This window comes from Ammoniphilus sp. CFH 90114 (assembly GCF_004123195.1).
Lineage (GTDB): Bacteria > Bacillota > Bacilli > Aneurinibacillales > RAOX-1 > YIM-78166.
This window is the reverse complement of record NZ_SDLI01000006.1, coordinates 190,906-209,751: the sequence shown is the minus strand read 5'-3', so window position 1 is coordinate 209,751 and position 18,846 is coordinate 190,906. Positions and strand designations below refer to the sequence as shown.

General features: G+C 39.3%; 22 protein-coding genes. 17 read left to right on the top strand and 5 right to left on the bottom strand.

Annotated elements, in window-relative coordinates; genetic code table 11:
• The first annotated feature begins 70 nt into the window (after positions 1-70).
• The 3 genes from EIZ39_RS15320 to EIZ39_RS15310 all read left to right on the top strand — a co-directional run bounded on the left by EIZ39_RS15320 (position 71) and on the right by EIZ39_RS15310 (position 2,054).
• Positions 71-364: a hypothetical protein gene (locus EIZ39_RS15320; protein WP_129200856.1), complete on the top strand. Its 294-nt coding sequence runs from the start codon at positions 71-73 to the stop codon at positions 362-364.
• Between the two features lie 123 nt (positions 365-487).
• Positions 488-931, top strand: a complete 444-nt coding sequence (locus EIZ39_RS15315; RefSeq protein ID WP_129200855.1) for an HAD domain-containing protein — start codon at positions 488-490, stop codon at positions 929-931.
• Between the two features lie 676 nt (positions 932-1,607).
• Positions 1,608-2,054, top strand: coding sequence for a thiol-disulfide oxidoreductase DCC family protein (locus EIZ39_RS15310; RefSeq protein ID WP_129200854.1), 447 nt, complete (start codon positions 1,608-1,610; stop codon positions 2,052-2,054).
• Between the two features lie 162 nt (positions 2,055-2,216).
• Here EIZ39_RS15310 and EIZ39_RS26690 read toward each other — a convergent pair whose 3' ends face one another.
• Entirely contained in the window at positions 2,217-2,363 is a 147-nt protein-coding gene (locus EIZ39_RS26690; protein WP_164985118.1) for a hypothetical protein, read from the bottom strand.
• Between the two features lie 214 nt (positions 2,364-2,577).
• Between EIZ39_RS26690 and EIZ39_RS15305 the strand changes: the two genes are divergently transcribed.
• Both EIZ39_RS15305 and EIZ39_RS15300 read left to right on the top strand, forming a co-directional pair.
• Positions 2,578-3,744: a DUF2157 domain-containing protein gene (locus EIZ39_RS15305; protein ID WP_164985117.1), complete on the top strand. Its 1,167-nt coding sequence runs from the start codon at positions 2,578-2,580 to the stop codon at positions 3,742-3,744.
• The gene (locus EIZ39_RS15300) at positions 3,741-4,508 is read left to right on the top strand and encodes a GDYXXLXY domain-containing protein (RefSeq protein ID WP_129200852.1); all 768 of its coding nucleotides are present in this window, start codon (positions 3,741-3,743) and stop codon (positions 4,506-4,508) included. Before EIZ39_RS15305 ends, EIZ39_RS15300 begins: the two co-directional genes overlap by 4 nt.
• Positions 4,509-4,542: 34 nt before the next feature.
• Here EIZ39_RS15300 and EIZ39_RS15295 read toward each other — a convergent pair whose 3' ends face one another.
• Positions 4,543-4,998, bottom strand: a complete 456-nt coding sequence (locus EIZ39_RS15295; RefSeq protein ID WP_129200851.1) for a DUF441 domain-containing protein — start codon at positions 4,996-4,998, stop codon at positions 4,543-4,545.
• 144 nt (positions 4,999-5,142) lie between these two features.
• Here EIZ39_RS15295 and EIZ39_RS15290 point away from each other — a divergent pair, with 144 nt between their 5' ends.
• Complete coding sequence (locus EIZ39_RS15290; protein ID WP_129200850.1) at positions 5,143-5,718, top strand: hypothetical protein; 576 nt, start codon at positions 5,143-5,145, stop codon at positions 5,716-5,718.
• Between the two features lie 16 nt (positions 5,719-5,734).
• On the opposite strand, the gene EIZ39_RS15285 is transcribed toward EIZ39_RS15290, so the two are convergent.
• Entirely contained in the window at positions 5,735-6,058 is a 324-nt protein-coding gene (locus EIZ39_RS15285; protein WP_129200849.1) for a hypothetical protein, read from the bottom strand.
• Positions 6,059-6,284: 226 nt separating this feature from the next.
• Positions 6,285-6,527 carry a hypothetical protein gene (locus EIZ39_RS15280; RefSeq protein WP_129200848.1) on the bottom strand — a complete coding sequence of 81 codons (243 nt, stop codon included), beginning with the start codon at positions 6,525-6,527 and terminating at the stop codon, positions 6,285-6,287.
• 142 nt (positions 6,528-6,669) lie between these two features.
• On the opposite strand from EIZ39_RS15280, the gene EIZ39_RS15275 reads away from it, so the two are divergent.
• The 8 genes from EIZ39_RS15275 (at position 6,670) to EIZ39_RS15240 (ending at position 15,883) form a co-directional block, all read left to right on the top strand.
• Entirely contained in the window at positions 6,670-7,653 is a 984-nt protein-coding gene (locus tag EIZ39_RS15275) for a Gfo/Idh/MocA family protein (protein WP_129200847.1), read from the top strand.
• Between the two features lie 157 nt (positions 7,654-7,810).
• On the top strand, positions 7,811-8,869 hold the full coding sequence (locus EIZ39_RS15270) for a phosphodiester glycosidase family protein (RefSeq protein WP_129200846.1): 1,059 nt from the start codon (positions 7,811-7,813) through the stop codon (positions 8,867-8,869).
• 118 nt (positions 8,870-8,987) lie between these two features.
• Positions 8,988-10,064, top strand: a complete 1,077-nt coding sequence (gene mreB / locus EIZ39_RS15265) for a rod shape-determining protein (protein WP_129200845.1) — start codon at positions 8,988-8,990, stop codon at positions 10,062-10,064.
• A gap of 152 nt (positions 10,065-10,216) precedes the next feature.
• On the top strand, positions 10,217-11,908 hold the full coding sequence (locus tag EIZ39_RS15260) for a formate--tetrahydrofolate ligase (protein WP_129200844.1): 1,692 nt from the start codon (positions 10,217-10,219) through the stop codon (positions 11,906-11,908).
• 147 nt (positions 11,909-12,055) lie between these two features.
• Positions 12,056-12,493, top strand: a complete 438-nt coding sequence (locus EIZ39_RS15255; RefSeq protein WP_129200843.1) for a YueI family protein — start codon at positions 12,056-12,058, stop codon at positions 12,491-12,493.
• Between the two features lie 97 nt (positions 12,494-12,590).
• Positions 12,591-13,301 (top strand): sporulation protein, encoded by a 711-nt coding sequence (locus EIZ39_RS15250; protein WP_129200842.1) that lies wholly within the window; start codon positions 12,591-12,593, stop codon positions 13,299-13,301.
• A 285-nt stretch (positions 13,302-13,586) separates the two neighbouring features.
• Positions 13,587-14,384, top strand: coding sequence for a tryptophan 2,3-dioxygenase (kynA, locus tag EIZ39_RS15245; protein ID WP_240675837.1), 798 nt, complete (start codon positions 13,587-13,589; stop codon positions 14,382-14,384).
• 188 nt (positions 14,385-14,572) lie between these two features.
• Positions 14,573-15,883 carry an aminotransferase class I/II-fold pyridoxal phosphate-dependent enzyme gene (locus EIZ39_RS15240; protein ID WP_129200840.1) on the top strand — a complete coding sequence of 437 codons (1,311 nt, stop codon included), beginning with the start codon at positions 14,573-14,575 and terminating at the stop codon, positions 15,881-15,883.
• Between the two features lie 53 nt (positions 15,884-15,936).
• On the opposite strand, the gene pflA is transcribed toward EIZ39_RS15240, so the two are convergent.
• Positions 15,937-16,677: a pyruvate formate-lyase-activating protein gene (gene pflA / locus EIZ39_RS15235; RefSeq protein WP_129200839.1), complete on the bottom strand. Its 741-nt coding sequence runs from the start codon at positions 16,675-16,677 to the stop codon at positions 15,937-15,939.
• A gap of 236 nt (positions 16,678-16,913) precedes the next feature.
• On the opposite strand from pflA, the gene pdaA reads away from it, so the two are divergent.
• From pdaA to EIZ39_RS15220, 3 genes are all read left to right on the top strand, one after another.
• Positions 16,914-17,669 carry a delta-lactam-biosynthetic de-N-acetylase gene (pdaA, locus tag EIZ39_RS15230; protein WP_240675836.1) on the top strand — a complete coding sequence of 252 codons (756 nt, stop codon included), beginning with the start codon at positions 16,914-16,916 and terminating at the stop codon, positions 17,667-17,669.
• Between the two features lie 188 nt (positions 17,670-17,857).
• Entirely contained in the window at positions 17,858-18,310 is a 453-nt protein-coding gene (locus EIZ39_RS15225; RefSeq protein WP_129200837.1) for an SRPBCC family protein, read from the top strand.
• Positions 18,311-18,326: 16 nt separating this feature from the next.
• Positions 18,327-18,845: a (2Fe-2S)-binding protein gene (locus EIZ39_RS15220; RefSeq protein WP_129200836.1), complete on the top strand. Its 519-nt coding sequence runs from the start codon at positions 18,327-18,329 to the stop codon at positions 18,843-18,845.
• Position 18,846: the final 1 nt, after the last annotated feature.

The following is an 18,846-nucleotide window of genomic DNA, read 5'->3' as shown; positions in this document are numbered from 1 at the left end:
TCGCATAATCAAAAAATAGATGAGAGTAATAGAATATAAGACATTAAATTGCAAAGGAGAGCAAAAACGAATGGCAGTGTCTTATGCTTATGCGAATCGATTCGTTGGTCAGGAAGTAATCGCACATTGTGTAGGGGGTAGAACCTATCGAGGAGTTGTGCAAAGAGTATCCAGTGATACAATGTATTTGCGAGTAATTGGAGGAGGAACAGCCCCCGTTGCAGGTAAGTCTAAAAAAGGAAATATCCTAACTGCTAATAAGCCCAGCAAAGTAGAAGGGCAGGAGGTATATTGGTGGGGACCAGGAGCCCTTGCGTTACCGCTCTTTGCTGTCCTAGCCCTGAGTCTCCCATTCTTATGGTAACAATGATACAATAGATGAAAATACAAAGTCCCTAAACTAATTGAGGGGCTTTTCTTTTTCCTGAAGAACTAAATTACATAATGATTATTATGTAAACTTAATATCGAAAAAAGGAGAATAATAATGAAGGTCATTTTTCTTGATATTGATGGTGTAATGATCACTGGTTCTTATCGCAAAATAAGTAGTCAATATGATGGATACGCTTTTGATCCTACTGCTGTTGAACATCTAAAAGAGATCATAGTAAAGACGGGGACATACATTGTTGTTAGCTCCACTTGGAGAAAAGCAGGATTCGCAAGATTAAAGACGATGTTCGAGGCAAATGGCATTTATGAAGGGTTAATCGGACAGACTCCTGTACTTGAATATAGTAGGCGGGGGGAAGAGATTAAAGAGTATCTAGCTGAGGCCCAATATGATCCAACCACCAAAGTGGAGAAATTCGTCATCCTTGATGATCTTAATGATATGGGGGAGTTATTGCCTTATCTCGTCCAGACGAATTGGATGGTCGGATTAAATCAGGAAGCGAAAGAGAAAGTTATTGAAATGCTAAAATAAGGTCATCAGTAAAGGATGACCTTATCGCAGTTGTAAGTTGTAAGCCAAGATTTCACTTGGTGTGGTAAGTTTAAACCCGTAGGAAGAGTAGTCAAGGGTCACATATTCCCCTAACTCGTCCCTAGAAGAGGCATCGATCATGATTATAATACCCTGATTATTGTAAATAATGTCTTGTTGAGTAAGCTCGTCCAGAGCTAAAGAGAGCCGCAGCCCGCCTCCTCATCCATGTGAGAACACGGCGGAAATCCGAATAGCAAACCCTGAGTTAGAAATATGGTGCCTTAACTTCAAAAGTGCTGCTTCTTTCACAATAAACTCCATATTAAGCTCTCCTTCATCTTGGTATCACTATCGTAACAAGAAAAAAGTAGGGGGTCAATGTCGTTAAATATAGTAAAGCCATGGGCAATGCCCACGGCTTCTACAAATATCTTATCGTCTTCCACATCTTAAGCAGTCCACATAGCATTGACGACTTCCTCCAAAAACAACGCGGCATACATTTCGACAGAAACGAGCACAGCTAGGGACCTGACGTCTAACCCCAGAAGTACGGTACATTGATCTCCCCCCTTTCACTAGTTTCCATAATATAGTATGCTTATTCTGTTAACCTGTACCGTTTAGGGTCAAAAATCCGCGTGTAGGTCATATCATTAAAGAGGTGCAATCAATGAGTGAACGATACAATGCCATTATTCTATTTGATGGAGTCTGCAATTTCTGCAACTTTTGGGTGAATCAACTTATCGCGTTAGATTACAAAGGAGTATTTAAGTTTGCGTCATTACAATCCCATGTGGGTGAAAGCCTTATTAAACATTATAATCTATCGGAGAATTTAGACTCAGTTATTTTGATTCATAAAAATAGGAGTTACAAGACTTCTACAGCTATTCTAAACATTTTAAGATTGTTGGGTGGATCGTGGCGTTTACTCTATTTCCTTATAATCGTACCAAGCCCCTTAAGGGATGGGGTTTATAAATGGGTAGCGAAAAATCGATATTCTTTCTTTGGAAAGTCGGATACTTGTGTCCTGCCTACACCAGAAATTAGAAGAAGATTTATTGAAGATATCAACAAGTTAAAGGAACTAGGCATAAACATAGACACCTAAGAGTTTGTGAAAAAAAAAAGAACCCTTAAAGGGTTCTTTTTCTCTATACGTCCGTTCAGGCTCCACAACCCGATTGCAACAGACGTAGCGCATATAAGTCGGCTCAGAAGTCAATTATAACTTATACTTTATGATAAAGCAATAACCATTACGATACTTATGTCAGTCTTCCAGAATTTCGTTGGTTTTCGGATTATACAGATTGATCCAGTTATTTACATTATGTATATAGACCTCAAGTCCATTTTCAACTCCAACATAAATCCATTCCTCACCAAGTATGTTGCGCTGGTGTGCGGTACCAGTCACGTTCAGTTCCTCCTTTTGACACAGGTATTAATCCTTTACTCATATATTATAAGATAAAATGTTGATTAATAGAAAGGCGTTCCGTTAAGGGTACCAAAAAAAGTTAGTACTTTTTATATTTACAGAAGAGAGTAGAATAATTGTAAGGATGATTATTAGAAAGGCAGTGATACCATTGTCACATAAATGGCTTTTGCGGGAAGGGAAGCTATGGGTGGAGAAAAGCATCATTACCCATGAACAGTATGAGGAGATTATAAAACTTTACCCTGAATCGCCTCGACGTATTTCACAGATCTTGCCTATATTGGCTTCCATTTTAATCGGATTAAGTTTACTGACTTTTGTTGCGTCCAATTGGGATGGGATACCTCAAATTACACGGCTAGCTATTCTGACAGTAACTATGATTAGCTTCTATACATCTGGATATACACTTTACAAAAAGGGACATCAGTGGCTTGGCCAAGGTCTCTTAAGTTTAGGAGTCGTTTCGTTTGGGGCCAGTATGATACTTGTTGGGCAGATGTTTCACTTAGTTGCCTATGATGCCCGTGTGTTTGTATTATGGGCGTTGGCAGGATTAGGCCTATTATATCTATATCGAAAGCCTGTCTTTTTCTTGTTGGCAAGTGTCCTGATCTTTTCAGGACAGATTTATTCTTTTTCTTCTTTCAGTACCATCAGTTGGACGCTTCTACTATTAACCGGTATTGGATTGGGCAAATTTGCTTATCAGGATGTGAATCCCTTATCAGGATGGGTGCTTTCCATTCTACTCCATATTCAAGCTGTGCTGCTTATCATCAGTAGAGATATAGCATGGTCTTGGGTAGCATTTGTCCCACTTGGGTTATATGCCATAGGTATGTTCCTCAGAAGAAAACCTATAGCTCAAGGATTTCTCGTGTTGCCAACCATCTTTAGTTTCTTTTTTTCTATGTTAATGGTTTTTATTCATGAACACGTCTATGATAGTGCTGAATTCATTACGAGTCCATTCGCTTACTTCATAGGGTTCATCGCTGTTTTGCTCGTGGTTCTTTGGCAGGGTCATGGTAATAAAGGAAAATGGCTTCCATTAATCTTATTTCTGCCGTTCTTTTTCTTGACGCACGGAGATGTAGCCTATCTTATTAGCATGTTTGTTTTTTCAGCTATCCTCATTTTCTATGGGGACCATCAATACGATGCCGTAACAGCAAGAATTGGTGTGTTTTTATTTATGCTAAGCAGCTTTATTGGTTATATTCAATTAGCATGGGATTTCCTAGATAAGTCATTCTTTTTTCTCATTGGTGGATTACTGTTATTCTCCATCCACTGGATCCTTAAGAAACGGCGTCTTTGGATGACGAAAGGGGAGGACAAAGACAAATGAGAAAGTTTATCATATTCTTATTTATACAAGTATTCATTTTAGTATATATAGCTATATCCCATTACTCTGTTGAATGGTATGGAGATGAAGTAAGGTTAAAAACAGCTCCTGTAGATCCAAGAGACATTTTTTATGGAGATTATGTGATCTTAAACTATGATATAAGCGAATTAAATATCGATAAATTTGTTGGTGATAAGCAACCAGAACGAGGAGATACCATCTATGTAGTACTTAGGAAAGAAGGAGAGTATCATGATGTCATATCAGCTCATCTAGGTAAACCTAGTACTTCAGCTGAAGAGCGAGTTTTAAAGGGGAGAGTAGAGTATGTTACTCGCCATTGGGATCCAACGAATCGGGAAAATCAAGAAATTCAATACATCAGAGTGGTTTATGGTTTCGAGCGATATTATGTTTCAGAAGGTACCGGAAAAGAGCTTGAGGATCGAAGGGGCCAGTTTGATGTCGTTGTGAAGGTTACCCCTTGGGGCCAAAGTTTAACCGAGATTCATTTTATCGCCAATGGGGTAATTACTCAATGGGAGGTACAAGAGAAAGTATACGAGTACTATAGTAGACAGGGCAAGGCTGTTCACATTACCAATTCCCAATTGACTGCAGAAGATGTAAAACATAATCGACCTGTATGGCTCGTAGAGATGATAAACTATCCGGAAAAAGGAAATGAACAACTTGCAAAAACCATGATTATTGTAGTGGATGCAATCACTGGCGACATCCTTGAAGAGAAGGCAAAGTAGTACCAATGGGCTGTCCTATTTAACTAGGATAGCCTTATTTTGTACCCAAACGGTAAAAAAAGCTTAGTATCGCAGTTACTCCAGCCGCTGTTAAGGGACCCACAGGTATTCCACCAAGAAATACGATCCCTAGGATAGATCCGATTACTAAACCGACAAGAAATTCAGGTTGATTTTGCAAGATTCTTAACCCATACCGATTTAAGTAAACAGCTAGGGCTCCACCTAAAAAAGCCAGCCAACCATAAGTTGACAAAAATAAGGGATAGATGTCTGTAAGATTAATTTTTCCGTTAGCAAAAGGTACAAGGATGACCAATGTTAAAAAAAGAATACCCAATTCGAGTCCTCTGCGTTCCACAGTAGGAAAAAACCTATCTAGTGAACATAATTTCATTACAAGAAGAAAACTTGCTGCAATGGCAATAATACTAGACTTGGAAAATAAGCCCGTAATGATTAACAATACCAGTAACAGTTCTCCGTTCATAAGTCCCCTTTTTTCAACATACTTAGTTTAAAATCTTAATAGTAGATTTTATGATCAGTAGGACAAAATATCCTTCTTATTTTTGGCGTAGACTTGATTGTTACGGGAATACTTAAAAATAAAATCAAAATATGGGGGGAAAGTATGATTCAGTGGAGTGAGTATAGTAGCCCGATCAGCAGTATCAACGTAAATGGAAAACAAATCCCTGTAGAAGATAATAGTTGCATTATAGAATTAGGAGACCTCAATGGAGTACATATACAAGATCTTCCTTTAAAACTGCAGTTTATTCTGCACAAAAGATTGGATGATCCCATAACCGTAAACTTTGCAAGACTTACTCCGGATGAGCTAACGATCCTCGTTGTTGAAGTTATCTCATTAGATAGACCAACACCTGATCATGAAACGTTAAAAGGAATTTGGTCATTGGATGCTTCTTTGCAACATATGAGAAGCACTGCATTATTTGATAATAAAAGATGGATTATAGAAGATGATGAGAACGTAAAACTACAGGACTGGTACGACAATGAAAGCATCATAGGAATTGAGTACTCTCTTTGTTATAGGGAAGGGGATCTTGTAACCATTCTTAAGGAAACATGGGATAAAATTGGGGAAATTGAACAACTTGCTGAATTAAGATTAATACAAAGCATGAAACAGAGTAAAAAGGCGCTTAACTTAAGCGCCTTGGAAAAAGAAGAGCAGTGAGCTGCCCTCCTTAACCTTAAACCGTGCTAGTCTGGAGTAACTCCGACCAAGATTCTGAAGCCCGATCAAGCAGTGCTAAATGAGAAATACGAGTGCCTTCCTTTATTAGCTCACCTTTTTGCTGATCTAAAGAATAACCATTTTGTAAGGCAATATCCATTGCATCACGGTAATTCATTGCGGCTGTTACAGCTTGATGTTCCGTATGAAATGTCTGTAGTGGAGTTCCATAGTTAATATAACTAAAGTTTGGGAAAAGAATTACACGATAATCCTGGTCACTTACTCTCTCACAAATTACTTTAAAGAAATCATCATTAGTACGAAATACGTTAGACATCTTCATTCCTCCGAACATTGTTATCATGTTTCATCCACATCATTGCTTTTATGTAGTAAAGTTATTATTAAAATAGTAATAAAATTCCTTCTCTTTATCCAGTAGTTATTACCTATTCCAGCTATAGGTTATACCTATAGGCTCTAAAAAACAACTCTCTTTGCAGATGAAGGATTGGATACACGAGAAAAAGGGGCTATGTGCCCCTTAGTTAGTTTCACTATGTTTATGAGTAGAGCTTCTCTTCATACCTAGCTAAAAAGCGTACCGCAAGTGACCATAACAGAAGGTCTCTCTTCTCGTCTGCAGTTTGGGCGCTTAATATAAATTGGGGTAAACTGCAACCATAGCGACTTTCCATATTCATTACGGTATTACGAGAAAGTTTGGCTGACTCTTGTCGTCTATATTCTTCATATTCTTCATCGTCAAAGTAGTCAATTTCAACATATTCATCTTCGTAGTTCATTCATGTTCCCTCCCTCTCAAGGAGATTTTCGTATTTTCTTAATTAATGATTATTTTACAATAACGGGACCGAAAATGCAATTATGGACACTAAAAGTCCCGGCGGTAAAGAAAGATTATTACACAATAGGGAGGAAGCTCTTATGGTACGATTTGGCGTGATAGGAACCAATTGGATTTCAGAGCACTTTATTCAAGCAGCTAGGGATATTGATGAATTTTCTTTAACGGCCGTATATTCCCGAACAAAACAACGCGCAATGGAATTTGGAGCATTAAACAATATTCCACATACTTTTACGGATGTGAAAGAACTAGCGAAATCCAATGTTATAGATGCTGTTTACATTGCAAGCCCCAATTCATTTCATATGAACCATGCTCTACAATGCATGGAGCAAGGAAAGCACGTCCTATGTGAAAAGCCTCTTGCATCTAATACACTCGAAGTCAAACAGATGATAAAATCGGCACAAGACAACGGTGTCATGCTAATGGAAGCAGTGAAATCCAGCTTCTTACCGAGCTTCCAAGCTATTCAAGAAAACTTGCATAAGATTGGAAAAGTACGGAGGATCGTAGCTAATTACTGTCAATATTCTTCTCGATATGATGCTTATAAACAGGGGCATATCTTAAACGCGTTCAATCCAGAATTTTCGAATGGCTCTTTAATGGATATTGGAATCTATTGTATTTATCCTACTGTCATTTTGTTCGGGAAACCAGAGAGTATACAAGCCAGCAGCGTAATGTTAGATTCAGGCGTGGATGGTTCAGGCAGTATCCTATTAAAGTACGAGGAGATGGATGCGGTAATCATGTATTCCAAGATTTCTGACTCTTATCTCCCCTCGGAGATTCAAGGGGAAAATGGATGTATAATCATTGATAAAATCAATCAGCCAAGAAAAGTGGAAATACGATATCGAGATGGTCGTATCGAAGATATCTCACAACCTCAAGTGGATAAGAGTATGTATTATGAAGTGAAGGCTTTTATAAACCTTGTGAAAAAAGGCCAACTAGAATCAAGTTTGAATTCACATCAACGTTCGATAACAGTAATGGAGATCATGGATGAAGTCAGGACCCAAATAGGATTGGTGTACCCTGCAGATAAATAAGATCATTTTTTAGAAAATGCTGTCCCTTCAATTTTACTAGGGGCAGCTTTTTTTTGACAGGAATTTTACTAGGAAAGTCGAATTATGAAACTTTTTCGCAGGTGCGAACGTCTTATTCATAGTAGGTGTCATTATCTGTTTCAAAGGAGTTTTCTCAATGGAGTTGTCAAGAGTTGATCGAAGGAAAAATAGAAAAAAACGAAAAAGGATAATACGTATCACTTTAATGGTTAGTTGCCTCATAATCGGCTTAGTGGGGTTTACAGCGACTTATGAATTCAGACTTTGGTTGGCTGGTAGTTTACTTGTAACCCAACATCATCATTGGGCGAAATATACATTAGTTGGCGAGAAGAAGCTTAATGAACTTCGAAAGGAGCTAGCAACCCCTGAAATCGTAAATAGCGGCCTTTTGACGATTTCGGATCGAGTAGTCGAAGCTTCTGAGAAAAAGGAAGAAACAGAAAAAAAAGAACTTCTGCAAGTTATCCCTATTGAAAAGAAAATGAGCAATTATCATTACTTTAAAGGATATTTATTAAAGGTAAGCGATCCAAACCGAATTCATTTAGTAGAGACATCCGGTGAGCGACGCTCTGGAAAGGGCCTGCCACGAGGAGAATTCATCTCTGAGTTTGTCGAGCGCAAGCAAGCTCTAGCTGGAGTGAACGCTAGTGGTTTTTATGATCCCAATTGGATGGGCTATGGAGAAAAACCATCAGGACTGGTGATATCAGACGGAAAGATCATCCAGAGTAATCTTGGTGGAGGGGAAAGTGCAGTTGCTCTTACTTACGACGGAAAACTAATTACAGGAAACTATACAGCTAAACAATTAGTAAGTGAAATGAATGTAAGAGATGCTGTCTCCTTTAAGCCTCAGTTGATCGTAAATGGAAAAAATTTATTTACAGGAAAAGAGGCAACAAGCTGGGGGATCGCGCCGAGAACGGCTATGGGTCAAACTGCAGACGGCACTATTCTATTTGTTGTCATCGATGGTCGCAGACCAACACATAGTCTAGGGGCATCTATGACTGACATGGCTATGTTAATGGAAGAATACGGGGCCATTAATGCAATGGCATTAGATGGGGGCACTTCTTCCATGCTGGTCACTCGTGATCCTGATACAACGGAATTAAAAATCCTGACAACAGCACCTAACGATGATGAAAGAGGTCGATGGTTACCTAACGCTTGGTTAATTTATTAGAAAGGACGGAATATCAAGGGGCTTTTTCATATATAAGTCACATCAAGGACACAGAATGAACATAATTACCCTTTATAATTGACGAATCATGTTGAAAACAGAAGTAAAGGAGAAAATTATGTTCAATTGGTTTGACCACAAGCTTGGTATCGACTTAGGTACTTCAAATATACGAATCTATCAGAAAGGAAGAGGAATTGTACTAAACGAACCATCTGTTGTTGTTCAACGGAAGGATAATGGAAGTACCGAAGCAGTTGGAAAAGACGCAAAGGAAATGATTGGCCGCATGCCTACTCATCTAGATATCTTGCACCCAATAGAAGACGGGGTTATTGCAAATTATGATGTGACAACTCTCATGCTCAAGTATTTTCTAAGAGAGATAAGAGGTGGACAGAGGTGGCTTAAGGGAACTCATGTTGCTGTATCTGTACCAACTGGTATCACAGAGGTAAAAAAAAGAGCCATACAGGATGCCGTGCAGCAAGCCGGAGCGTCCAAGATCACTTTAATTGAAGAACCACTTGCCGCGGCGATGGGGGCTAACCTAGCAGTAAATGAACCTTGCGGTCATCTTGTGGTAAATATCGGGGGAGCAACAACACAAGCTGCAATTATTTCCCTAGGTGGGATCGTAATTAGCAATTCTATCCCGAAAGGTGGTATGACGGTCGATCGTTCCATCGTAGAGTGGATGAAGAAAAGGCACGGATTGGCTATTGGGCTCCCTACCGCTGAAGATCTGAAAATACAGCTAGGCTTAGCTGTTATGACGGGGGCGGAAGAATATATTGAGGTAAAAGGCCGCAACCTGGCCCATGGATTACCGCAGAAGATAAACCTTCAAAGCATGGAACTTCAATCTTTATTTGATGAATATATTCATTCCATTGTTGAAGTTATCCGACTTACAATAGAAAAATGTCCGCCTGAACTTGCTGGGGACGTGATGCAATGTGGGATTGTTTTATGTGGAGGTGGGGCATTGGTTGGTGGCCTTGAGCATCGTCTGCAAGCAGAATTAGGTATTCCTGTTTGTATAGCTGAGAATCCTGAGCAATGTGTAGTCCTTGGTACAGGCAAACTTCTATATTCACTACCTGAAAAAGGCTTCTTTAAAAAGAACCAAGTCAGTAATACAACAAAAGATAGAAACACAATTGCTGATCAACTAGGAGAAAGTGCAGGTTAATATAGAAGGATGCTATAGGGGTGCCTCAAAACAGGCATCTTTTTTGCGTTCTTTTAACAAATCGTAAGAATGGTTGATTCCTATTTAAAAAGTGGGAAATAGTGTATAATTTAGTTGAAGACGTCCATAGTTAACTTACAGGAGGAGAACTTATGTTAAACCGCTCTTTAGTCCCATCGGATATTGAAATAGCATCAAACGCAAAAATGAAACCGATTTCAGAACTTGTCCAAGACTTAGGCGTAGAGGATCATCATTGGGAGCCCTACGGAAAATATAAAGCAAAGCTGTCCTTATCCGTTCTGGATAAATTAGAGCAAAAACCCGAGGGACACCTCATTCTGGTGACAGCGATTAATCCAACAGCTGCAGGAGAGGGGAAAACAACAGTCACTGTTGGCTTAGGGCAAGCTCTAGCAAAAATCGGAAAGAAATCTGTTATTGCCTTGAGAGAACCCTCTCTTGGTCCAGTATTTGGAATGAAAGGGGGAGCTGCTGGAGGCGGCTATTCCCAAGTTGTACCGATGGAAGATATCAACCTCCATTTTACCGGAGATTTTCATGCTATCACTTCTGCTCATAACTTGCTGGCTGCTCTTATTGATAATCACATCCATCAAGGTAATGCCTTAAACTTAGATCCCCGGAGCATAATATGGAAAAGAGTTCTTGACATGAACGACCGTTCTCTAAGGGATATCGTCATAGGACTAGGTGGAAAGCCAAATGGAATACCTCGTGAAGACGGGTTTGACATTACTGTCGCATCCGAAATCATGGCCATTCTGTGTCTTGTGGAGAGTATAACTGACCTTAAGGAAGCTCTTTCCCGTATGTTAGTAGGGTTCACTTACGATAAGCAACCCATCTATGTTCGTGACCTGGATGCAGCTGGTGCATTGACTGTGTTGCTTAAAGAAGCCATTAAGCCGAACCTCGTTCAAACACTCGAAAATACACCAGCTATTTTACACGGAGGCCCTTTTGCCAATATAGCTCATGGTTGTAATAGCTTATTAGCCACAAAAATGGCAATGAAGCTAGGGGAGTACACGGTGACAGAAGCAGGCTTTGGTGCTGACCTCGGTGCAGAAAAGTTCTTACATATTAAAGCGAGAAAAGGAAAACTAAGACCTTCCGTTGTTGTGATCGTTGCAACAATTCGAGCGCTAAAATGGCATGGTAGAGCGGCTAAAGATCAGTTGAATGAAGAAAATTTAGAAGCTCTAAGAGAGGGTTTCCAAAACCTGACTAAACATGCGGAAACGATAAGAGGTTTTGGACTACCATTTGTTGTGGCTATTAATGAGTTTCCACAAGATACGAAGGGAGAAGTAGAGCTACTCCTTGAACTCTGTAAGGAAGCAGGCTTTCCAGTCAGCCTGACCAAGGTCTGGGAAAAAGGGGGAGATGGCGGAATTGACTTGGCTAGTAAAATAGTAGATTTAGCCGAAAATCCACCATCAAAAGAGTTTCATTACCTATATGAACTTAATGATAGTATTGAAGGGAAAATAACAGCCATCGCAAAGCAGGTGTATGGTGCTTCAAACATTGTCTTTACGGATAAAGCGTTAAACCAGATTAAAGAGTTTACGAAGCAAGGGTGGAGCGGGTTGCCTATTTGCATGGCTAAAACTCAATACTCTTTATCGGATGACCCCAAACAAATCGGAAGCCCCTCTGGATTCGACATTACGATTCGTGAATTTAAGTTATCTCTAGGAGCAGGTTTTATTGTTGCCTTAACGGGAAGTATTTTAACCATGCCTGGTTTGCCAAAACAGCCTGCAGCTCTAAGCATGGATGTAGATTCAAAAGGGTTCATAAAAGGATTATTCTAAAGTGCGTTAGGGTGTCCCAAAAGGTCGGTAAAACCGACTTCTAGGGGCACCCTCACGTACTTTTTTAACTCTATTAACCGATCTTTTGAGACAGCCTCATATTTTGATACTTAGTTAGGGAAAGATGAAGGAAAAGGAGGGATTATCATGACAAAGTCTGATATCGATGATTATCTACAACAAGGTATTCATGGAGCTAGAGAAATTAAACCTGATGAACGCAGAAAATTCTTAGGTACATTAAGAGAACGAGTGGTAGTGGCTTTAACAGAGCGCCAGGTAAAAAGAAAAGGAATCCATCAGAAAGTCGAAGAGCTGATGACTCAACATCCAAAGGCTAAGTTACTCTTGAATGGAACAATAGACTATACCTATTTCTCAGAGTATATGGAGTTAGCTGAAGAGCTGGGAATGCAGTATCGATTTGTTTCCAATCAGGCAAGTGATACGGAAATGGGTCTGATTTTAGCTTATGAACATGCCATTGAACGTGAAGAAATTTTTTTAGAAGATGAAGATGAAAAAGAGATCTCTGAAGCATCTGAGGGAAGAATAAGTTTATTCATTAAGAGACTTTTTCATTGAACACTGTGACAAATTGGAAGAAATAGTGTAAAATTATGTGATTTCAGGTAACACATCGAGGGAATTGAAGTGTATAATAACTGTGAGGGGGGAAAGTATGCTTACATTTAAAAAAATATTATCGACTATTGGTATAGGCTGTGCTAAGGTCCACACTGTTATTTTACAAAAGGCCGTACAGCCAGGACAATCCCTGAAGGGTGAAGTGCATATTTATGGAGGAGCTGTGGAGCAAGACATCCATGGAGTCGACATAGATATTATTGTAGAATACTATAAGGATGAGGATGACTCTGAGACTCATCACCTTGAGTATGTTTTAGGGAGTGCACAAATAAAAGGTTTAGACTCCATTAAAATAGATGAAGAAAAGATATACCCATTTGAAATTGAGATTCCTTACCATGCGCCTCTAACCAATGCGAATCAAGAAATTTCACTGCGCACCTATGTTCATATCCCATTTGCTCCGGACCCTGTAGAAATTCAACCTTTAGCCGTTCATGAGCCAATTGTAGAGACTTGTTTTAATTTGTTTGCACAAGAGGGATATGAATTTGGGATGGGCAGTGGTATGTTACGCTTCCGAACTCATGAACCGGATGATATTCCCTTCACCCAGGGTTTTATTCTGCATAAGTGGACAGGTAACGATGTCTTGGAAATAAAGTTCAGCTTTTCGTTTGAAGAAGAATCCGTCGTATTAAACATCTCGGATCATTCTCCTTTCATTTTCTCAAGGACAAACGAAAAAGATAAAGGGGAACAATTAAAGGAATTAGCCAAATGGATACAGGCAGCAACTTAGTGAGTTGCCTGTATCTATTTTTTACAAATCAGTTTAGTTCTATTATTCCGAAAAATAGTAGAATGAAAAATAATTGTTTTTCAAAACTATATTATAATATAAAATAATAAAAGAAGAGCTATAAAGTAACTGCCTGATTGTTATTGTAAAATTCATTTTGAAAACGGTTGCAACAAGGCGGTTATCAGCTACGTTTACAATTACGTTTCCATTGGGAGGATGAGAAGGTTGTCTGAGGAGAAAAAGGGTCTTCATGAAAATTCAAGTCTAGAAAAAGGAATACATATGGATTTTAGAAAGGATTTAACCTACGGTGATTATCTTCATCTTGAACCAGTATTAAATAGTCAACATCGATTATCAGATCATCATGATGAGATGCTCTTTATTATTATTCATCAAACATCAGAACTCTGGATGAAATTAATCCTCCACGAGATGCAAGCCGCAATCGATTGTATTCGAAATAATCAATTAGATCCATCGTTTAAGATGTTATCTAGAGTTTCTAGGATACAGCAGCAGTTAATTCAATCATGGGATGTTCTATCAACCTTGACCCCATCAGAATACATGGAATTTAGGGACAAGCTAGGTTATTCATCAGGATTCCAATCTTATCAAAATCGATTAATCGAATTCAGTTTGGGTCATAAGAACGCGGATTTATTAAAAGTATTCAGCCATCAACCAGATGTCTTTAATCGATTGCAATACGCAATCCAGCAGCCAAGTATCTATGATATGGCTATTCGTGCATTGGCCGCACGAGGACTATCCATCGACCATGATTACTTAGAACGTGACTGGACTCAAGATTATCAGGCTAACTCAAGCGTAGAGGCGGCATGGCTAACGGTATATAGAGATACGGAAAAGTATTGGGATTTATATGAATTGGCAGAAAAGCTTGTAGATATAGAGGACCGCCAACAACAATGGCGCTATAACCATATGAAAACGGTAGAAAGAATCATTGGGTATAAGCGTGGAACAGGGGGATCATCAGGAGTTCACTATTTGAGACAAAGGTTAGAGCATCGTTTCTTCCCTGAATTGTGGAGTATCCGTACCTTATTATAATTATTCTATAGTTAGCCGTTACTTTGCGGCTAACTTTTTTAAGTTTGCATAAATTGTAACAAAAAGTTTTAGGATATATTGGATTGTCCTCAAAATGATATGATAAAATAACCAAGAAATAGAGTAGCAATTATTGTTATAATAGGAAATACATAAACCCATTTTGACAAAGAAGGTAGTGTGGACTGATGAATAAACTTGTTCAGCAATTAAATGAAACCATCCAAACAGAAAATCCAGCCATTTTTGATATGCTCTCCTCTCTAGGGAAAGCTATCTATTTCCCTAAAGAAGGAATATTAAGTCAATCTGCTGAAGCGAAGGCAAAGGCCAATAAGTATAACGCTACAATTGGAATAGCTATTGAAAACAAGCAACCTATGCATTTTCAATTAATTCAAGAGACCTTGTCGGCCTACCAACCAAAAGATCTATACGAATATGCACCACCTGCTGGAAAACCGGAACTACGCTCTGCATGGAAGAAGAAGATATTGAGTAATAACCCAACCCTAGAAAGTAAGAACCTAGGCAACCCTATTATAACGAATGCCCTTACCCATGGTCTTAGTGTAGTTGCCGATCTTTTTGTAGACAGCGAAGACGTTGTCATTATCCCTGACAAAAATTGGGAGAACTACGAATTAACCTTCGGAATTCGAAGAGGGGCAACATTTAGTTATTACCCTTTATATAACGAAGAAAGAAAGTTTAACTCCCAAGGCTTAAAGAAGGCTATTTTAGAACAGAAGGGAAAAGGAAAAGCGATCGTTCTTCTAAACTTTCCAAATAATCCTACGGGATACACACCTACACAAGATGAGGGTAAAGAGATTGTTCAAGCTCTTCTTGCTGGTGCAGAAGAAGGTATTAATATAGTAGCAGTAACTGACGATGCATACTATGGACTTTTCTTCGAAGATTCCCTTCGCGAATCCCTATTTAGCCAATTAGCACATCTTCACCCTAGAATTCTACCAATTAAGGTGGATGGGGCTACGAAGGAAGAATATGTTTGGGGATTCCGAGTTGGCTTTGTAACCTATGCATCCGAGAGTGATGCACTACTAGCTGCATTAGAGCAAAAGACAATGGGCATTATTCGTTCTACAATCTCAAGTGGTCCTCATCCATCCCAGACGTTTGTTCTTCATGCCTTAACCCATCCGGATTATGAACAACAGAAGCAAGAAAAGTATGAGATCATGAAGGGAAGAGCGAATCGCGTTAAGCAGGTTCTGAAAAATGAAAAGTATGCCGATGCTTGGGATTACTATCCATTTAATTCTGGATACTTTATGTGCTTAGAATTAAAGACGGTACCGGCAGAAGAAGTGCGAGTACACTTGTTAAATCAATACGGCATCGGTGCTATTGCACTAGGTCAAACAGATCTTCGTGTTGCTTTCTCGTGTGTAGAAGAAGAAAATATCGAAGAGATTTTTGAACTTATTTACCAAAGTGTTAAGGACATTGAGGCCCCCACAAGCGCAAGATAGAGAGGCTTTAGCCAATAAGTAAGAGGGGTTGCTAGAAAGGAATATTGGGTAGCTCAGGGTAATGAGCTACCCAATATTTGTTGTGCTTTTTTAACAGCTTCCTCTGTTGGAGGAGAGATATCCTTTAGAGTGTAAGGAAGACCTAAGTGTTCCCATTTATGCACTCCCATTTCATGGTACGGAAGAACTTCCACGCGTTCTACGTTATTTAACGTACCAATAAAAGCTGACAATGCCTTTAGATCCTCTTCAGCATCTGTAATACCAGGTACAAGAACATGACGAATCCATACAGGTATTTCCTTATTGGATAAATACCGTGCAAATTCTAGAATATGCTCATTTGGCAGTCCAGTGAGTTGCTTGTGTTTGTCAGAATAAATATGTTTAATGTCTAGGAGCACAAGATCTGTATGAAGAAGTAGGCTATCTAAGGCATCCAAAAAACTTAAACTGTGACTAAAACATCCACCGGAAGAATCTATACAGGTATGAATCCCAAGTTTTTTACATTCCTTGAATAGTTTGGCTAGGAAAGCCGCTTGAAGTAAAGGTTCACCACCACTGACCGTAATGCCTCCTCCAGATGCCTTCATAAAGGGGAAATAAGCCTTAATATCCGAAACTAACTCTTCTACGGTTATCGTTCGTCCTTTTCCAATATCCCACGTATCTGGATTGTGGCAGTATTGACAGCGCAACAAACAACCTTGCATAAATACGATATACCGAATACCCGGACCATCCACCATCCCCATGGTTTCAATCGAATGAATATGCCCAATTTCGTGCATGTTTTCCTCCTATGTAAAACTTTTTTATTATGAATAAAACTTATCACAGGCACATGATTTAATCGAGTGTCTTTAGTGTGAACAGTTTGACCATAGAATCATTGTGGATATGTTTAACAGCAGCTTGTTGGTATAGGCGCTGATTGTTCGTGGAATATTAGCCTTGATGCATAAAAGGTATCAAGGGAGTGAACCATAAGATGAAATACAATCGTTTAATTATTTTTACCCTGATTATGGTACTTAGCTTTTTCCTGCCGAATGTACTATCCCATGCAGAGGGCTTAAGCGACACACCATACCACTTTGGATTTAAAAAGAGTAAGAATGGACAGCTTGCCTCTATTAATCAAGAAGGCTTTAAGAGCATTGTTGAAAAGCATGGCGCTATTTTTCTAGGAGATACAACAAAAAAAGAACTGTACTTAACTTTTGACAATGGGTATGAGAATGGGTATACCCCAAAGATTCTAGATGTTCTTAAAGAGAAGAAAGTACCCGCTATCTTTTTCGTAACCGGACATTATATTAAAGATCAACCTGAGTTACTAAAGAGAATGGTTAGCGAAGGGCATCTAATAGGGAACCATTCTTGGAGCCATCCTGATATGAGTCGCATCCCAACGGACAAAATGAAGACGGAATTAAATCGAGTAAGAGATGAGGTCATTCAATTAACTGGGCAACCAGAAATGAAATATCTTCGAACACCCCGAGGAATCTTTAGTGAGAGAACATTGGCAGTCAGTAAAGAGTTAGGGTTCACAAACGTGTTTTGGTCAGTGGCTTATAAAGACTGGGATACAAAGGTGCATATGGGACCCCGTTATGCTTACGAAAAAGTAATGGGTCAACTTCATCCCGGTGCGGTCATCCTGCTTCACTCTGTTTCCAAAGACAATGCGCAAGCCCTAGGACAAATTATTGATGATGCAAGAAAACAGGGGTATGAATTTAAAAGCTTAGATCAACTACAAACCAAAAATTATTAATTTTATTAACCCTCATTTTCCCCTGTTCAGGAAGATGGGGGTTTTTTATCTTTCAAAATTGAAAGCAAACTTTTCATTTTTGAAAGAATGATTTACCCATTATCCGTTAAGTGCGAATCTTCGCAATGGCATGAAATTTGCATTACCTATAAGAGACAGATGTTGTCATGGTAAGGAGGCGAAGAAAAATGAATATCGAGTACAAACATACCTTTCCTTTTTCGCAAGATATCGTATGGATGCTCATCCAAGATGAAAGGATACTCCGAAATTCAATCCCAGGCTGTCAAAGCTTTATAAAAGGAGATGGAGACCTTTATTTAGTAGAAATGGGGTTGAGTGTAGGTCCTGTTAAAGGAGCTTTCACCGGGGAAGTACAGCAAGTAGATCAAGTTGCCCCCTCATCCTATAGGCTTCTGCTGAAGGGGAAAGGTAAGCCAGGGGAAATTGATGCTATTGCAAATATGAAACTTGAAGAAGTAGAGAATGGCACACAGGTCGTATGCACAGCAGATGTCCGTGTAACAGGTATGTTAGCTTCAATTGGTCAAAGGATTATGAACGGATTCGCTAAGCTCATACTAGGTCAATTCTTTAAGTCTGTTGAAAAAGAAATGAGTGAGTTAGAAGCGCATTCTTAAAGGGGGGGAAAGAACCGTGGCAGTTGAAAATGTAAACGTTTCGTTTTCCGTTAATGGAGTCCAAAAATGTTCTTCGGTTGAACCGAGGAAGTTGTTGGTGCATCACTTACGCGATGATTTAGGCTTAACAGGAACCCATATTGGCTGTGATACTAGTCAGTGCGGAGCCTGCACTGTAATGGTCAATGGAGAAGCAGTCAAGTCATGCACGGTTTTAACGGTACAAGTAGAAGGATCCCAAGTCCTTACAGTCGAAGGTCTTGGAACGATGCAGCAGCTGCACCCCATTCAAAAAGGATTCTGGGAAGAGCACGGACTACAATGCGGTTTCTGTACTCCAGGTGTTATGATCGCCATGGTTAACCTCTTAGATAGTAATCCTAACCCAACCGATGAAGAGATTCGCGATGGATTAGAAGGTGTCATTTGCCGATGTACGGGTTACCAGCATATCGTTAATGCTGTAAAACATGCCGCACAACTGATAGCCGAATCCAAAAAGCTAGAAATCATGCCAATTGGGGAGGGGAGTTAAC

Excerpts from the sequence above, each read along its gene's own strand:
- EIZ39_RS15225 (WP_129200837.1), top strand. The coding sequence starts at position 17,858 with ATGAATATCGAGTACAAACATACCTTTCCTTTTTCGCAAGATATCGTA.
- kynA (WP_240675837.1), top strand. The coding sequence starts at position 13,587 with ATGGATTTTAGAAAGGATTTAACCTACGGTGATTATCTTCATCTTGAA.
- EIZ39_RS15290 (WP_129200850.1), top strand. The coding sequence starts at position 5,143 with ATGATTCAGTGGAGTGAGTATAGTAGCCCGATCAGCAGTATCAACGTA.
- EIZ39_RS15300 (WP_129200852.1), top strand. The coding sequence starts at position 3,741 with ATGAGAAAGTTTATCATATTCTTATTTATACAAGTATTCATTTTAGTA.
- EIZ39_RS15310 (WP_129200854.1), top strand. The coding sequence starts at position 1,608 with ATGAGTGAACGATACAATGCCATTATTCTATTTGATGGAGTCTGCAAT.
- EIZ39_RS15295 (WP_129200851.1), bottom strand. The coding sequence starts at position 4,998 with ATGAACGGAGAACTGTTACTGGTATTGTTAATCATTACGGGCTTATTT.
- EIZ39_RS15260 (WP_129200844.1), top strand. The coding sequence starts at position 10,217 with ATGTTAAACCGCTCTTTAGTCCCATCGGATATTGAAATAGCATCAAAC.
- EIZ39_RS15240 (WP_129200840.1), top strand. The coding sequence starts at position 14,573 with ATGAATAAACTTGTTCAGCAATTAAATGAAACCATCCAAACAGAAAAT.
- EIZ39_RS15275 (WP_129200847.1), top strand. The coding sequence starts at position 6,670 with ATGGTACGATTTGGCGTGATAGGAACCAATTGGATTTCAGAGCACTTT.
- EIZ39_RS15315 (WP_129200855.1), top strand. The coding sequence starts at position 488 with ATGAAGGTCATTTTTCTTGATATTGATGGTGTAATGATCACTGGTTCT.
- EIZ39_RS15320 (WP_129200856.1), top strand. The coding sequence starts at position 71 with ATGGCAGTGTCTTATGCTTATGCGAATCGATTCGTTGGTCAGGAAGTA.
- pdaA (WP_240675836.1), top strand. The coding sequence starts at position 16,914 with ATGGTACTTAGCTTTTTCCTGCCGAATGTACTATCCCATGCAGAGGGC.
- EIZ39_RS15280 (WP_129200848.1), bottom strand. The coding sequence starts at position 6,527 with ATGAACTACGAAGATGAATATGTTGAAATTGACTACTTTGACGATGAA.
- pflA (WP_129200839.1), bottom strand. The coding sequence starts at position 16,677 with ATGCACGAAATTGGGCATATTCATTCGATTGAAACCATGGGGATGGTG.
- mreB (WP_129200845.1), top strand. The coding sequence starts at position 8,988 with ATGTTCAATTGGTTTGACCACAAGCTTGGTATCGACTTAGGTACTTCA.
- EIZ39_RS15285 (WP_129200849.1), bottom strand. The coding sequence starts at position 6,058 with ATGTCTAACGTATTTCGTACTAATGATGATTTCTTTAAAGTAATTTGT.
- EIZ39_RS15250 (WP_129200842.1), top strand. The coding sequence starts at position 12,591 with ATGCTTACATTTAAAAAAATATTATCGACTATTGGTATAGGCTGTGCT.
- EIZ39_RS15270 (WP_129200846.1), top strand. The coding sequence starts at position 7,811 with ATGGAGTTGTCAAGAGTTGATCGAAGGAAAAATAGAAAAAAACGAAAA.
- EIZ39_RS15255 (WP_129200843.1), top strand. The coding sequence starts at position 12,056 with ATGACAAAGTCTGATATCGATGATTATCTACAACAAGGTATTCATGGA.